Below are 14,237 nucleotides of genomic sequence, written 5' to 3'. Positions count from 1 at the left end.
CTGCCTTGTTTTACCTGACTAACTTGAGATTCGGATGAACATCACCAGCCTCGTGCAACGCTTCATTGTCCTGACTCTGCTGACGGTCGCTCCGACCGTCTGGGCGGTCCAGATCCTGCCGTCGGCTCCGCAGCTGGCGGCCAAGTCCTACATGCTGATGGACGCCGCCAGCGGCGAGGTGCTGGTCGAGCACAACGGCGACGAACGCCTGCCACCGGCCAGCCTGACCAAGCTGATGACCGCCTATATCGCCACCCTGGAGATCCAGAAAGGGCAGATCAGCGACAACGACATGGTCACCGTCAGCGAGAAGGCCTGGCGTACCGGCGGCTCGCGCATGTTCATCCAGGTCAACACCCAGGTTTCGGTGGATGACCTGCTGCACGGCATCATCATCCAGTCGGGCAACGACGCCAGTGTCGCAATGGCCGAGCACATCGCCGGCAGCGAAGAAGCCTTCGCCGACATGATGAACAGCACCGCGCAGCGCCTGGGGATGAGCAACACTCACTTCGTCAACGCCACCGGCCTGCCGCATCCGGAGCACTACTCCTCGGCCAATGACATGGCAAAGCTGGCGCGGGCGATCATCTACGAAGACCCTGCGCACTACGCGATCTATGCGCAGAAGGAATTCTTCTGGAACAACATCAAGCAGCCCAACCGCAACCTGCTGCTGTGGCGCGACAAGACCGTCGACGGCCTGAAGACCGGCCACACCGAAGAGGCCGGCTACTGCCTGGTGGCGTCCGCCGTGCGTGACAACATGCGCCTGATCTCCGTGGTGTTCGGTACCGACAGCGAGCAGGCCCGTGCCGCGGAGACCCAGAAGCTGCTGACCTACGGCTTCCGCTTCTTCGAGACCCGCACCTTCTACCAGAAAGGCACCGAGCTGGCCGAAGCCCAGGTCTGGAAGGGACAGCAGAGCAAGCTCAAGGCCGGTCTGGCTCAGGACCTGACCATGACTCTGCCACGCGGCCAGGTGGAGAAGCTGCAGGCTGTCATGAGCTTCAACGGCACGCTGACCGCGCCGATCCAGCAGGGCGACGTGATCGGCAAGGTCGAGGTCAAGCTGGACGACAAGGTCGTGCGCAGCACCGATCTGGTGGCGCTGGAAACCGTCGAAGAGGGTGGGCTGTTCCGCCGTTTTTGGGATAGCATTCGCCTGTTCTTCTACAGCCTGTTCAACTGACCACGCTCGAGTGCGCTCCGGCTGACCCCGCCGCGGCGCACGTGCGGATCACGAGTCCGTTACGCCATGACCAATAGCCAAGACGATATCGCTGCACCCAAGATCGACTTCCCCTGCGAGCGCTACCCGATCAAGGTGATCGGCGAGGCCGGCGAGGGGTTCCGCGAGGTGGTGATCGAAGTCATTCAGCGCCATGCGCCGGACTTCGACGAGACCACCGTGGTCACCCGTGACAGCCGCAACGGACGCTTCCTTTCGCTGCAGGTGCTGATCACCGCCACCGGTGTCGAGCAGCTGCAGGCCATCCATGTCGACCTGCGGGCCACCGGTCGTGTCCACATGGTGCTGTGATGACCCACGACGTGGGTGTGCGTGAGCTAGGGCTGATCGAGTATCGGGCTGCCTGGCAGGCCATGCAGCATTTCACCAATACGCGCGATGCCGACAGCGGCGACGAGATCTGGCTGCTGCAGCATCCGCCCGTATTCACGCAAGGCCAGGCCGGCAAGGCCGAGCACCTGCTGTTTCCGGGCGAGATTCCGGTGGTGCAGGTGGACCGCGGCGGTCAGGTCACCTATCACGGGCCGGGTCAGCTGGTCGGCTACCTGTTGCTGGACGTACGTCGGCTCGGCATCGGCGTGCGTGAGCTGGTCAGCCGCATCGAGCGGAGTCTGATCGATCTGCTGGCCGGGTACGACGTCGAGGCGGTGGCCAAGCCCGATGCACCGGGCGTTTATGTCGGCGGCGCGAAGATCGCTTCCCTGGGCCTGCGCATTCGCAACGGCCGGTCCTTCCACGGCCTGGCGCTGAACGTGGACATGGATCTCGAACCTTTCCGGCGCATCAACCCCTGCGGTTATGCAGGGTTGCCCATGACCCAGTTGCGTGACCTGATCGGGCCGATCGACATCTCTGAAGTGGCCGATCGACTGCGTGATCATCTGGTCCGGCAGCTCGGATACGCGCAACAGAAGACCCTCGCGGGCGGAATCGAAGCTTATGAGTAGTGTAGAAACGGCAGGCAAGCGCCCGGCCAAGGTTGAGGCTGGCGTCAAACTGCGCGGTGCCGAGAAGGTCGCGCGGATTCCGGTGAAGATCATCCCCACCGATGAATTGCCGAAGAAGCCGGACTGGATTCGCGTGCGCATCCCGGTATCGCCGGAGGTGGACCAGATCAAGCAGACCCTGCGCAAGCACAAGCTGCACAGCGTCTGCGAGGAGGCCTCCTGCCCGAACCTGGGCGAGTGCTTCTCCAGCGGTACCGCCACCTTCATGATCATGGGCGACATATGCACGCGCCGCTGCCCGTTCTGCGACGTCGGCCACGGCCGGCCGAACGCGCTGGACCCGGATGAGCCGAAGAACCTCGCCCAGGCTATCGCCGACATGCGCCTGAAGTACGTGGTCATCACGTCGGTGGACCGGGATGACCTGCGCGACGGCGGCGCCCAGCATTTCGCTGACTGCCTGCGTGAGATTCGCAAGCTGTCGCCGTCCATTCAGCTGGAGACCCTGGTGCCGGATTATCGCGGGCGCATGGAGATCGCCCTGGATATCACCGCCACTGAGCCGCCGGATGTGTTCAACCACAACCTGGAAACCGTGCCGCGGTTGTACAAGTCCTCGCGCCCGGGGTCGGACTTCGAGTGGTCGCTGGATCTGCTGGAGAAGTTCAAGCAGCGCGTGCCGGGCGTGCCAACCAAGTCGGGGCTGATGCTCGGCCTTGGCGAGACCGACGAGGAAGTCATCGAGGTCATGCAGCGCATGCGCGAGCACGACATCGACATGCTGACCCTCGGCCAGTATCTGCAGCCGTCGCGCAACCATCTGCCGGTGCAGCGCTTCGTGCACCCGGACACCTTCGCCTGGTTTGCCGAGGAAGGCATGAAGATGGGCTTCAAGAACGTCGCCTCGGGCCCGCTGGTGCGCTCCTCGTACCACGCCGACCAGCAGGCTCACGGCGCCAAGCACGACTGATCGGACCCGGCGGTCCGGTCGTTCCAAGGAAAGCCGCGCAGGCGTCGAATCGCCTCCGCGGCTTTTTTGTTGCCCGCGTGGCGGAATCCGTTCGGTTTGCCAGCGAAGCGTTGGCAAGAAAATTGCGGCATTACGCCGCATTAGACTTTGGTCTATAGTGGCGCTCGTTTACACCATGAGGCCAACCGAGGGCCACTGCAGATGAACGAACCCCAGTTGAAGGACTTGCTTGACGATCTGGATGCCGCAAAGGTCGAGTGCGACGCGATGAGCCGCCTGGTCGTGACGCGTCTGGCCAAGCAGCGTATTCCGTACCGTGCGATGTTGGGGCAGGTCGAGCTGGACGGTAAGGTGGTTGCGCCACACTTCTGGGTCGAAGCCGATGGCTGCGTCATCGACTACCGTGCTCGCCAGCGGCTGGGCGGCGACCAGCGGGTCCCCCATGGCGTCGTACCGCGCGAAGCGGTCAAGGCCCATTACCAGGGGCAGCAGGTGGTGATCGATCCGCTTCCCGATTACCTCTATGAAGTCGCGATCAAGCACTGATGCCGTCTGGCACTCACGTAGAGGCTGAACGCAAAAAAAAGGTTCATCGCGCTTTCCCGGGGAAGGCGGCCTTGATTTTCAGGAAGAAGTACTCCGAGTCCCGGAATCCATAGGCCATGCGCTTGATTACCTTGATGCGGTTGTTAACACCCTCAAGGACGCTGGTATGCATGTGGAAGTGAGCACTGGCAAGGATGCCTCGCGCGTATTTGCGCAGGTTGCGAGCGAAGCGTTGCAGCGGCGCGAGGTCGCTCTCGCGAGCATGTCGCAGCCAGGTTCGCCAGCGTCGCCAACCCTCTCGTACGCTGGGGGCGTACCAAACATCCTTCAGCGCATCCTTGAGCACATAGACCGTAGCCAACGGCTGGTTGGCAGCAAGCAGCTCCTGTAACTGCACGGCCTGTCCGTCCTTCAGGTTGTCGCGGTTGCGCAGCAGCAGCCAACGACTCTGCTTGACCGCCTTTCGTGCCGGCTTGTCTTCGCGCAGAAGGTTGGCCTGGTCGACCCGGATTCGGTCGATCACATCCCGACCGTAGCGCGCGACGACGTGAAACAGGTCGTACACCACTTCGGCCTGCGGGCAATGCTTCTTCACCTCCAGGTCGAAAGCCGTGTTCATGTCCATGGCCACCGCCTCAATCTGCTGGCAGTGCTCGCCGAGCAATTCAAAGAACGGGCGGATCGCCTCACGGCTGTTGCCGTGGCCGACCCACAGCACCCGTGTTCGCTCGGCGTCCATGATGACCGTGGCATAGCGATGCCCCTTGTGCAGGGCGAACTCGTCCATCACCAGGCGGCGGACACCGCTTGAATAGAAGGTGCCTACCTCGGCTTGCAGGCGGCGCTTGTCGAGCGTCTTGAGGGTGTGCCAGTGCAGGCCGGTGAGCTGGCTGACGTGGCTGATCGGCAGCAGCCGCAGCAAGCTTTCGAGCCAGACCTGTAACCGCCGGGTCAGGCGAGATGCAGGCTCCAGCCAGTCGATCCGCTCGGTCACCCGACCACAGTTCAGGCAATCGACTCGGCGCACGGGTAGTTGAAGCAAGACGCGCTGATCGAACAGATCACGATCGCGCACCAGACGAATTCGGCGCTCGTGAATCAACGGACTGAGCTGACCACAACGCCCGCACCTGGGCACTGAACCGGCTTGAGGCTCGAGCTCAATCAGAAGGGAGTTGTTGGCGGATGAACGGCAGGCAACGGCGTCATAGCCTGGCCAGAACGAGGCAAGATCAATAGGATGCACGGCGACAGCAGGGACAGGTGAAGGGTGTGTTTGGCGACTGCCAATTTACCTGCTTCCCTGACTGTCAACTCGCTCTTCCCCCAGAGTCCGCGAAGAACCAAAAAAAAAGCCCCGGCATAACCTGCCGGGGCTTTTTCGTTGGCTGAGGTTAGTCAGGGCTGCGCGCGCAGACGGCCGAGCAGTTCCTGGGTGGGATGACCGTCGGCGGGCCAGCCGAGGCGCTGCTGGAAGCCGCGGATGGCCTTGCGCGTATTGGCACCGATGATGCCGTCCGGGGTGCCGGGGTCGAAGCCCTGAGCGACGAGGCGCTCCTGCAGTTCCAGGCGCTCCGAACGGCTGAGCGGCTGCTCGCCACGCGGCCAACTACCCGCCACCTGGCCCTTGCCCTGGAAGCTCTCGGACAGCAGCCCGATGGCCAGCGCGTAGGCCGAGGAGTTGTTGTAACGCAGGATCGCGCGGAAATTGTCCATGATCAGGAATGCCGGACCGCGGTGTCCGGCTGGCAGCAGCAGGCTGGCATTGGCTTCGTCTCGTCCGCCGGGCAGGCCGCGTAGGCCGAGGCGGCGCCATTCGGCCAGTGGCTTGCGGATCTCGTTGTCGGCCAGGGCGTAGTCGAAGCCGCTGGGCAGTTGCACTTCGAAGCCCCAGGGCTGACCTTGCTTCCAGCCAGAGGCCTGCAGGTAGTGTGCGGCGGACGCCAGGGCATCGGCCGAGCTGTTCCAGATGTCGCGCTTGCCGTCACCGTCGAAGTCCACCGCATGGGTGTTGTAGGTGGTCGGGATGAACTGCGTCTGACCCATGGCGCCAGCCCAGGAACCGCGCATCTGCTGCGGTGACACGTCGCCGTGCTGGAGGATCTCCAACGCCGCGATCAGTTGGCTTTTGGCAAAGGCGGGGCGGCGCCCTTCATGGGCGAGGGTGGCCAGCGAGCGGATCACCGACTTGTCGCCCATGATCTGGCCGAAACTGCTCTCAAGGCCCCAGACGGCGACCAGGGTTTCGCGATCGACGCCGTAGCGTGCCTCGATGCGGTCCAGGGTTGCGGCGTGCTCGTTCAACAGGCGCTGTCCGCTGCGGACCCGCTGGGGCGAAATCGCGCTTTCCAGATATTGCCAGACCGGGCGCGTGAACTCCGGCTGGCTGCGATCGGCTTCGATCACCGCCGGATCGGGCTGCACCCCGGCGAAGGCGCGGTCGAAGGTGGTGGCGGAAATGCCCGCTGCCAGGGCTTCTGCACGGAACTGCTCGCGCCACTGGCTGAAGCTGAGATGCGTGGCTTCTGCTGGCGCGTCGACGACGGCATTGTCGCTACGCTGACCGGAGGGGGCGGCCGCGTTGCCGACAAGAGAAGACTGCGCGAGGGGTTCGGCGGCACAGGCGACCACCAGGCTCATCGCCGAGGCGGCGACCAGCGTTCGCAGCAGCAGAACGGGAACGAAGGTGTAATACATGCACCACTCTCGAAAGGTGTCGTCGGCCGCTGACATTATCACGCTTTCGGGGTGTTGGGTTTTCAGGCCGTCAGAAGGACCGAAGCCTCCCAGTTGGTGGACTGGGAGGCTTCGCGGCGGTAGCTGCCTTTGCCTTTCTTGGGCGTTTCCTGGCGCTGGCGGAACAGCGGTTGCGCGACCAGCCGTTTGGCCTTGTTCGGCCGCTTCTTGCGTGTGCTCATGATGTATCCCTCAGGCAGCCCGGCATCGGGCGAGGGCATCATAGGGCTTGTACAAAAAATGTCCAGCAGGCGGCGAAGTCACCCGGCGCCCAGCCGGCGGCCGCTTAGCTGCAGGCAGATATTGGCCAGCCCGATCCAGGGGTCGCCTTCGGCCTGGCCCTTGATCTGCTCGTCGATGCGCTGTGCAGCCATCAGCAAGCGGCTCCAGCCTGCGGCGTCGTGCCGTTGCAGTGCCTTGGAGACCAACGGGCGTCGTTTGTCCCAGACTGGTGGGCGAGCCTGGCTGAAGGCGCGATCGAGCGGAACGCCCTGACCATACTGCTGGGAGATGTTGGCCAACAGGCGCAGCTCGCGCGCCAATGCCCAGAGGATCACTGGTGCCTCCACGCCCTCGCCGCGCAAGCCCTCGAGCATGTGCAGCGCATGAGCGGCCTGCCCCTGGAGCGCCGCGTCGATGAGGCCGAAGACGTCGTAGCGGGCGCTGTCGGTGACGGCGGCTTGCACGGTATCGGCGCTGATCTGGCCGGCGTCGGCCAGCAGTTTCAGCTTCTCGATTTCCTGTGCGGCGGCGAGCAGATTGCCTTCGACTCTCGCGGCGATCAGCTCGACGGCTTCCTGGTCAGCGGACAGGCCGACCTGGGCCAATCGCTGGCGGATCCATTGCGGTAGCTGCGCGGCATCCACCGGCCAGATCTGCAGGAATTGCACGTCCTTGCCTTCGATCAGCGCCTTGGCCCACTTGGTCTTCTGCGTACTGCCATCAAGCTTGGGCAGGCTGATCAACAGCACCGTGTCGTCGGCCGGGCGCGCCAGGTAGTCCAGTAGCGCCGCGGCGCCCTTGTCCCCTGGCTTGCCGTTGGGAATGCGCAACTCGATCAGGCGTTTTTCCGCGAACAGCGACAGGCTGGCGCCAGCCTCGATGAGCTGGCCCCAGTCGAAGCCGGTCTCGACATGAAAGACCTGGCGCTCACTGAACCCCTGTGCGCGAGTAGCCGCGCGAATCGCATCGCAGGCTTCCTGGCACAGCAGATGCTCGTCGCCACAGACCACGTAGACGGGCGCGAGACTGCCTTGCAGGTGCTTGCCGAGTTGGGCGGGGGAGAGCTTCATGGGCAGAAGACGGGGGCGCTACGGCCCCCGTGCAGGCTCAGCGGACGGGTAGCTGGATGGGCGACTGCTGCGGTTGCGCGTCCTGGGCGCGGCGGGCGGCTTCGACGGCCTCCGCCTCGGCGCGTGCCTTGGCTTCGGCTTCCTGCTGCAGGCGGTCGAGCTGTGACGGCGTGATGCGCTGGATACGCAGGGCGAGCTGCTGCAGCAGTTCGCGGCGCATTTCCTGGCGCAGCTGGTCGCCTTCCTGGGACGAGCCGATCAGGTTGTTGCTGTCGTGCACGTAGACCTTCTGCACCTCGATGCTGTCTTCGAGCAACAGCAGGTTCTGCGGACCGCGGAATTCGTAATCGAGTGTGCTGGTCAGCTCGTACTCGGCGCTGCGTGCCGAGCTGGTGTAGCTGGCGGTGCGCTGGCGGGTCTGCTCGCGGGCCAGGTTGAGGCTGTACTTCGCGTTCGGGGTCACCCGCACGCCATTGCTCTGCAGCAGGCTCTCGAGCTGCTGGACCGTCTCGCCATAGCTGTTGCGGGCCTGCAGATCGATTTCCTTGAGACCGAACTCCACATCACCGGTGCCGCGCAGCTGGAAACCGCAGGCGCTCAGCAGCAATGTCAGACCCAGCACCACCAGATTCCGTTTGTTCATCTTGTTATCCCCTTGCAGGCCCGGCGCAGGCGCCGGGACCGAATCAGTTAGCGACGATGTTGACCAGCTTGCCCGGCACCACGATGACCTTGCGGATGGTCAGGCCTTCGGTGAAGCGCAGTACGTTCTCGTTGCCGCGCGCGGCGGTCTCCACCTCTTCCCGGCTGGCGCTGGCCGGCACTTCGATCTGGCCGCGCAGCTTGCCGTTGACCTGTACCACCAGGGTCAGGCTGTCCTGCACCAGGGCGGCCTCGTCGACCTTGGGCCACTGCGCGTCGATGATCGCGCCCGGCTTGCCCAGCTGCTGCCAGAGTTCGTGGCAGATATGCGGGGTGATCGGGGCCAGCAGCAGGGCGACGGTTTCCAGGCCTTCCTGCAGCAGGGCGCGGTCCTGTTCCCCGGCGGTCGGCGCCTTCTCCAGCACGTTCATCAGCGTCATGACCTGAGCAATGGCGGTGTTGAACTTGTGGTGCTGGCCGACATCGGTGCTGGCCTGCTTGATCGCCAGATGAATCGCGCGGCGCACGGCCTTCTGCTCATCGTTAAGTGCGGCCACATCGAGCGCGCCCGGAAGTCCGGCGCTGACATGCGCGTGGGCCAGGCGCCAGACGCGGCGCAGGAAGCGGCTGGCGCCCTCGACGCCGGAGTCGGACCATTCCAGGCTCATGTCCGGCGGCGAGGCGAACATCATGAACAGACGGCAGGTGTCGGCGCCGTAGGCATCGATCATCGCCTGCGGGTCGACGCCGTTGTTCTTTGACTTGGACATCTTCTCGGTGCCGCCGATTTCCACCGGCAGGCCGTCGGTCTTGAGCCTGGCGCCGATGACCTTGGCCTTGGCGTCACGCTCGACCTCGACGTCGGCCGGGTTGAACCAGTCCTTGCCGCCGTTTTCCAGGGTGCGGTAGTAGGTCTCGGCGACCACCATGCCCTGGGTCAGCAGGTTCTTGAACGGCTCATTCGAAGACACCAGCCCTTCGTCGCGCATCAGCTTGTGGAAGAAGCGCGCATAGAGCAGGTGGAGGATGGCGTGTTCGATACCGCCGATGTACTGATCCACCGGCAGCCAGTGGTTGGCCGCCTGCGGGTCGACCATGCCCTTGTCATAGTTCGGGCTGGCGTAGCGGGCGAAGTACCAGGACGACTCGACGAAGGTGTCCATGGTGTCGGTTTCGCGCTTGGCCGGTGCGCCGCATTTCGGGCACGTGCATTCGTAGAACTCGGGCATCCTGGCCAGCGGCGAGCCGGCGCCATCCGGCACCACGTCTTCGGGCAGCACCACCGGCAGCTGGTCTTCCGGCACCGGCACGTCGCCACAGCTGTCGCAGTGAATGATCGGGATCGGGCAGCCCCAGTAGCGCTGGCGGCTGATACCCCAGTCACGCAGGCGGAACTGGGTACGCGCCTGGCCGAGGCCCTTCTTCTGCAGCGCCACTTCGATGGCATCGAAGGCGCCTTCGAAATCCAGGCCGTCGTAGATCCCGGAGTTGATCAGCTGGCCGTGCTCGCCGTAGGCGTCCTGCCAGGGGGCGGGTGTCTCGTCGCCGGCACTGGTGCGTACCACCGGCTTGATCGGCAGGCCGTACTTGCTGGCGAATTCGAAGTCGCGCTCGTCATGCGCCGGCACGGCCATGACCGCGCCCTCGCCGTAGTTCATCAGCACGTAGTTGGCGACCCATACCGGCAGCAGCTCGCCGGTCAGCGGGTGCTGCACGCGCAGGGAAGTGGCCAGGCCCTTCTTCTCCTGGGTGGCGATGTCGGCTTCGGCAACGCCGCCGCGCTTGCACTCATCGATGAAGGCCTGCAGCTCGGGGTTGTGCTGCGCCGCCAGGGTGGCCAGCGGATGTTCGGCGGCGACGGCCACGTAGGTCGCACCCATCAGCGTATCGGGGCGGGTGGTGAAGACCTTCATCACGCCTTCGTTGCCGATGCTGGCGACGTCGTAGGGGAAGCTGATCTCCATGCCGCGCGACTTGCCGATCCAGTTGCGCTGCATGGTCTTGACCTGCTCGGGCCAGCCGTCCAGCTCGTCCAGACTCTCCAGCAGCTCATCCGCGTAGGCGGTGATCTTGAAGTAGTACATCGGGATTTCGCGCTTCTCGATCAGCGCGCCCGAACGCCAGCCACGGCCGTCGATGACCTGCTCGTTGGCCAGCACGGTCTGGTCGACCGGGTCCCAGTTCACCGTGCCGTTCTTGCGGTAGATCACGCCCTTCTCGAACAGACGGGTGAACAGCCACTGTTCCCAGCGGTAGTAGTCCGGCTTGCAGGTGGTGACTTCGCGCGACCAGTCGATGGCCAGGCCCAGGCTTTTCAGCTGGGCCTTCATGTAGGCGATGTTCTCGTAAGTCCATTTGGCCGGCGCCACCTGGTTCTTCATCGCGGCGTTTTCGGCCGGCATGCCGAAGGCGTCCCAGCCCATCGGTTGCAGCACGTTCTTGCCCTGCATGCGCTGGTAGCGGGCGATCACGTCGCCGATGGTGTAGTTACGCACGTGGCCCATGTGCAGCTTGCCGCTGGGGTAGGGGAACATCGACAGGCAATAGAAGGTGTCCTTGCCGGGCTGTTCGCTCACTTCAAAGGATTTCTGCGAATCCCAGTGGGATTGCGCGGCGGCTTCGATCTCGCGGGGCTGATACTGTTCGTGCATGGCTACTGGCGTTGGGTAGGGGCTGGCTCTCCGCGAATGCGCTGGCGCAGGCGCGGCAGGCAGGTCCGAAGGACCTTGTGCAAACGCGACCCGGCGGATGGCGGGCGGAGGCATGGAAGCGCCGTAGCATACATGACCCCCCGCAGCCTAGGGAAACCCGATTTGCCGTCAGCGCCTTGGGTTCCGTCCGTCGTGTCCGGCTTGAGCGGGCCAGGCTGAGCTACGCTTGATCCAGGGGCGGGACGAACGTGAGGTGAGGTAGATGGACAGAGAGCCGCGAGCGGAGGACAGCAGTCTATATGCACGGGTGCTGCAGCGTTTGACGTCGGCGCTGCAGGAGGCGGAGCGAAGCGCGTCCGGTGAGGCGGATGTCGCCGGCGAGCTCGAGGTGCGCGGGCTGACCCCCGCCGAGTTCGAGTTGATCCGTGCCTATCTGCAGCGCGATTCCCAGTGGCTTTCCGGCTGGCATGCCGCCGCCGAGGAACAGGCCCATCTCACGCGCCAGGCAATGCGACCCGCCGTACGCGGCGGCAGTCGCCAGCGACATGGCATGCGCCCGAGGCATGCCCCCTTGCATCTGCAGCAAACTCTGAGCTGCGCCCTGTGCAATGCCGAGGTGAGCTGGCCGGAAGGTGCCGGGCCTGCGGCATGCCCGGCATGCGGTTCGCAGTTGCTGCGTGCCCGGCAACGGCTGCACACCTACCCGCGGCATTGAGCTCAGCCTGCGCCGACAAATCGGCTGACAGCCGCTAGAGTGTCGTCCTTTGCCGGAGAGCTGGGATGCCGATTCGTTATTTCTTCAAGCAACTGCTGTTGCCACCAGGTGTGCTGTTGCTTCTGTTGCTGCTGGGCTGGTGGCTTCGCCGCCGCTCGCCAAGGCTGGCGGCGCTGTGTTTCGTCACCGGCTTCACCGGGCTCTGGCTGATGAGCCTGCCGATCATCGTCGAATGGACGGCGCGCGCGGTGGAGCGCGAGCCGGCACTGGTGGAGGCACGCTGGTCGCAACTGAGCGGGCAAGCCGGGGCCATTGTGGTACTGGGCGCGGGCCGGGAGCAGAACGATCCGGCCTGGGGCGGCGATCAGCCGGGGTACACCGCGCTGGAGCGCCTGCGCTATGCGGCACGACTGGCCAAGGCCAGCGGGCTGCCGATTCTCACCAGTGGCGGTCTGCATTACGGGCAGCCGCCCAGCGAGGCCATGCTCGGTGCGGAGGTGTTGCAACGCGACTTCGGCGTGGCCACGCGCTGGCTCGAGGAGCGCAGCCGGACCACCTGGGAGAATGCCCTGTTCAGCGCCGAGATGCTGCGCGCCGCCGGCGTCGAGCGGGTGGTGCTGGTCACCTCGGCCGCACATATGCCGCGCTCGCGCTGGTGCTTCGAGCAGAACGGCATCGAGGTGATCGCCGCGCCCGTCGGCTTTATGGGCGGGCACAACGCGCGTCCGCTCGATGGCTGGCTGCCGGAATCCAAGGCATTCTGGCAGAACGGCCTGCTGCTCAACGAAGTGGTGGGGATGGCGGTGTACCCGCTGGTTTATCGCTCGGCGAACGAATGAGCGGAATGCTTTCTCCCAGTCGCAGGGACACAGAGTGTCCCTATGCGGACTTGCGTCTGACCAGTGCCCAGCCGAGCAACAACACGCATACCGCGATCAGCGGCCAGGAGCGCCAGCGCAGGTAGGGCGTAAGCCCCTGCATTGGCGTGACCTCGCCATACAGCACGGCCTGTTCGAACTGCGGAATCTGCTCGGTGATGCGCCCATAGGGGTCGATCAGCACGGTGATGCCGTTGTTGGTCGCGCGGATCATCCAGCGTCCGGCCTCCAGCGCGCGCATCTGCGCCATCTGCAGATGCTGCAGCGGGCCGATAGAGCGGCCGAACCAGGCATCGTTGCTCACCGTCAGCAGCAGATCGCTCTGCGCCGCGAGGCCCGCGGCGAACTCCGGATAGACCACCTCGTAGCAGATGTAGGGCGCGATCTGCAGGCCTCTGGCTTGCAGCAGCGGCTGGCCAGGTTCGCCGCGGGCGAAGTCGGACATTGGCAGGTCGAAGAAGGCGATCAGCCCGCGCAACAGTTCCTGCAGCGGCACGTACTCGCCGAACGGCACCAGCTTCTGCTTGAGGTAGGTGCCGGCACCCTCGCCAGCGGTGGTCAGGCCGTTGTAGTAGCGCAGCTCGCCATCGGCGTTGGGCTGGCGCACCGGCACACCGGTGATCAGCGCCGATCCGCGCTGCTCGGCGAAGCCAGCCATCATCGCCAGGTAACCTTCGGCGTGTTCCTTGAGGATCGGCACGGCGGTTTCCGGCCAGACGATCAGGTCCGCCGGGCGGCTGCGAAAGGTCATGTCGCGGTACAACAGCAGCTGCATCTCCAGTTTCTTGGGGTCCCACTTCATGCTCTGCTCGACGTTGCCCTGTACCGCAACCACGCTCAGGGGGTTGCCCTTGTCCTGGGTCCAGGCGCGATCCTTGAGCGCCAGTCCGGTCAGCCAGGGGGCGATCAGCAACAGGACGCCAGCCAGCAGGCGCGGCTTGTCGGCACGCAGTCGCGGCAGCGCGACCAGCAGGGTGGCGCTCAGGGCGATGGCGAAGCTCAGCAGCCAGACACCACCCACCGGCGCCAGGCCGGATAGCGGGCCGTCGAGCTGGCTGTAGCCGATATAGAGCCAGGGAAAGCCGGTGAGCAGCCAGCCACGCAGGGCGTCGAAGGCCAGCCAGAGCGCGGTGAAGGCCAGCGCGTCACCGAGCGCCGAATGGCGATTGCGCAGCAGCCGCACCCAGAGCCAGCCGAGCAGGGCGAAGAACAGCGCCAGGCCGGCGACAAAGCCGAACGTCAGCAGCCCGGCCAATGGCGGCGACGCCGCGCCGAAGTCATGGATGCTCACATAGACCCAGCTGACGCCCGAGGCGAACAGGCCGAAGCCGTAGCACCAGCCGCGTTGCGCCGCCTGTTTCGGCCCGGTTTCGCGCAGGCCGAGGTAGAGCAGTGCCACCGACAACAGGGCCAGCGGCCAGATGTCGAAGGGGGCCAAAGAGAGCGTGGTCAGCGTGCCGGCCAGTAGCGCCAGCAGATTGCCCGGCCAGCCGGGGCGGGTGAACCAGTGCATGGGGTTTCCTTGGGCGGGGATTGCGGCGCAGGCTAAGGGCAACGAGGCGATCCGGCAAGCTGGCCGATCGCTTGCCGCCCGCGGGCGGGCGGCAA

The 14,237-nt window shown here is 65.0% G+C and carries 14 protein-coding genes; 7 read left to right on the top strand and 7 right to left on the bottom strand.

From position 1 onward, the window contains the following. Positions 1-34 precede the first annotated feature (34 nt). The 5 genes from PSTAB_RS18540 (at position 35) to PSTAB_RS18520 (ending at position 3,715) form a co-directional block, all read left to right on the top strand. Positions 35-1,192: a D-alanyl-D-alanine carboxypeptidase family protein gene (locus PSTAB_RS18540; protein WP_013984171.1), complete on the top strand. Its 1,158-nt coding sequence runs from the start codon at positions 35-37 to the stop codon at positions 1,190-1,192. Positions 1,193-1,258: 66 nt separating this feature from the next. Continuing rightward, a complete protein-coding gene (locus PSTAB_RS18535; protein WP_011914784.1) occupies positions 1,259-1,543 on the top strand; it encodes a DUF493 domain-containing protein in 285 nt (94 codons plus the stop codon). Next, on the top strand, positions 1,543-2,199 hold the full coding sequence (gene lipB / locus PSTAB_RS18530) for a lipoyl(octanoyl) transferase LipB (RefSeq protein ID WP_013984170.1): 657 nt from the start codon (positions 1,543-1,545) through the stop codon (positions 2,197-2,199). Before PSTAB_RS18535 ends, lipB begins: the two co-directional genes overlap by 1 nt. Further along, entirely contained in the window at positions 2,192-3,169 is a 978-nt protein-coding gene (gene lipA / locus PSTAB_RS18525) for a lipoyl synthase (protein WP_011914782.1), read from the top strand. The genes lipB and lipA overlap by 8 nt, the downstream gene beginning before the upstream one ends. 201 nt (positions 3,170-3,370) lie before the next feature. Continuing rightward, positions 3,371-3,715: a hypothetical protein gene (locus tag PSTAB_RS18520; RefSeq protein ID WP_013984169.1), complete on the top strand. Its 345-nt coding sequence runs from the start codon at positions 3,371-3,373 to the stop codon at positions 3,713-3,715. A 43-nt stretch (positions 3,716-3,758) separates the two neighbouring features. Here the strand turns inward: PSTAB_RS18520 and PSTAB_RS18515 are convergent, their stop codons facing one another. The 6 genes from PSTAB_RS18515 to leuS form a co-directional block, all read right to left on the bottom strand. Then, a complete protein-coding gene (locus PSTAB_RS18515) occupies positions 3,759-4,961 on the bottom strand; it encodes an ISL3 family transposase (RefSeq protein WP_013982218.1) in 1,203 nt (400 codons plus the stop codon). A 152-nt stretch (positions 4,962-5,113) separates the two neighbouring features. Then, positions 5,114-6,412 carry a lytic murein transglycosylase gene (locus PSTAB_RS18510; protein WP_041771867.1) on the bottom strand — a complete coding sequence of 433 codons (1,299 nt, stop codon included), beginning with the start codon at positions 6,410-6,412 and terminating at the stop codon, positions 5,114-5,116. A gap of 62 nt (positions 6,413-6,474) precedes the next feature. Beyond that, complete coding sequence (arfA, locus tag PSTAB_RS18505; RefSeq protein ID WP_013984167.1) at positions 6,475-6,633, bottom strand: alternative ribosome rescue factor ArfA; 159 nt, start codon at positions 6,631-6,633, stop codon at positions 6,475-6,477. 78 nt (positions 6,634-6,711) lie between these two features. Beyond that, the gene (gene holA, locus PSTAB_RS18500; RefSeq protein WP_013984166.1) at positions 6,712-7,743 is read right to left on the bottom strand and encodes a DNA polymerase III subunit delta; all 1,032 of its coding nucleotides are present in this window, start codon (positions 7,741-7,743) and stop codon (positions 6,712-6,714) included. Between the two features lie 37 nt (positions 7,744-7,780). Beyond that, positions 7,781-8,386: an LPS-assembly lipoprotein LptE gene (locus PSTAB_RS18495; RefSeq protein WP_013984165.1), complete on the bottom strand. Its 606-nt coding sequence runs from the start codon at positions 8,384-8,386 to the stop codon at positions 7,781-7,783. Between the two features lie 43 nt (positions 8,387-8,429). Then, positions 8,430-11,036: a leucine--tRNA ligase gene (gene leuS / locus PSTAB_RS18490; RefSeq protein ID WP_013984164.1), complete on the bottom strand. Its 2,607-nt coding sequence runs from the start codon at positions 11,034-11,036 to the stop codon at positions 8,430-8,432. A gap of 262 nt (positions 11,037-11,298) precedes the next feature. Here leuS and PSTAB_RS18485 point away from each other — a divergent pair, with 262 nt between their 5' ends. Together PSTAB_RS18485 and PSTAB_RS18480 are read left to right on the top strand one after the other, a co-directional pair. Continuing rightward, entirely contained in the window at positions 11,299-11,751 is a 453-nt protein-coding gene (locus PSTAB_RS18485) for a TFIIB-type zinc ribbon-containing protein (RefSeq protein WP_011914775.1), read from the top strand. Between the two features lie 65 nt (positions 11,752-11,816). Then, positions 11,817-12,590 carry a YdcF family protein gene (locus PSTAB_RS18480; protein ID WP_013984162.1) on the top strand — a complete coding sequence of 258 codons (774 nt, stop codon included), beginning with the start codon at positions 11,817-11,819 and terminating at the stop codon, positions 12,588-12,590. A 40-nt stretch (positions 12,591-12,630) separates the two neighbouring features. On the opposite strand, the gene lnt is transcribed toward PSTAB_RS18480, so the two are convergent. After that, a complete protein-coding gene (lnt, locus tag PSTAB_RS18475) occupies positions 12,631-14,142 on the bottom strand; it encodes an apolipoprotein N-acyltransferase (RefSeq protein ID WP_013984161.1) in 1,512 nt (503 codons plus the stop codon). Between the last annotated feature and the right edge of the window lie 95 nt (positions 14,143-14,237).

This window comes from Stutzerimonas stutzeri, assembly GCF_000219605.1.
GTDB lineage: Bacteria > Pseudomonadota > Gammaproteobacteria > Pseudomonadales > Pseudomonadaceae > Stutzerimonas > Stutzerimonas stutzeri.
The sequence above is the reverse complement of the archived record's forward strand: the minus strand, read 5'-3'. Positions and strand labels throughout refer to the sequence as shown.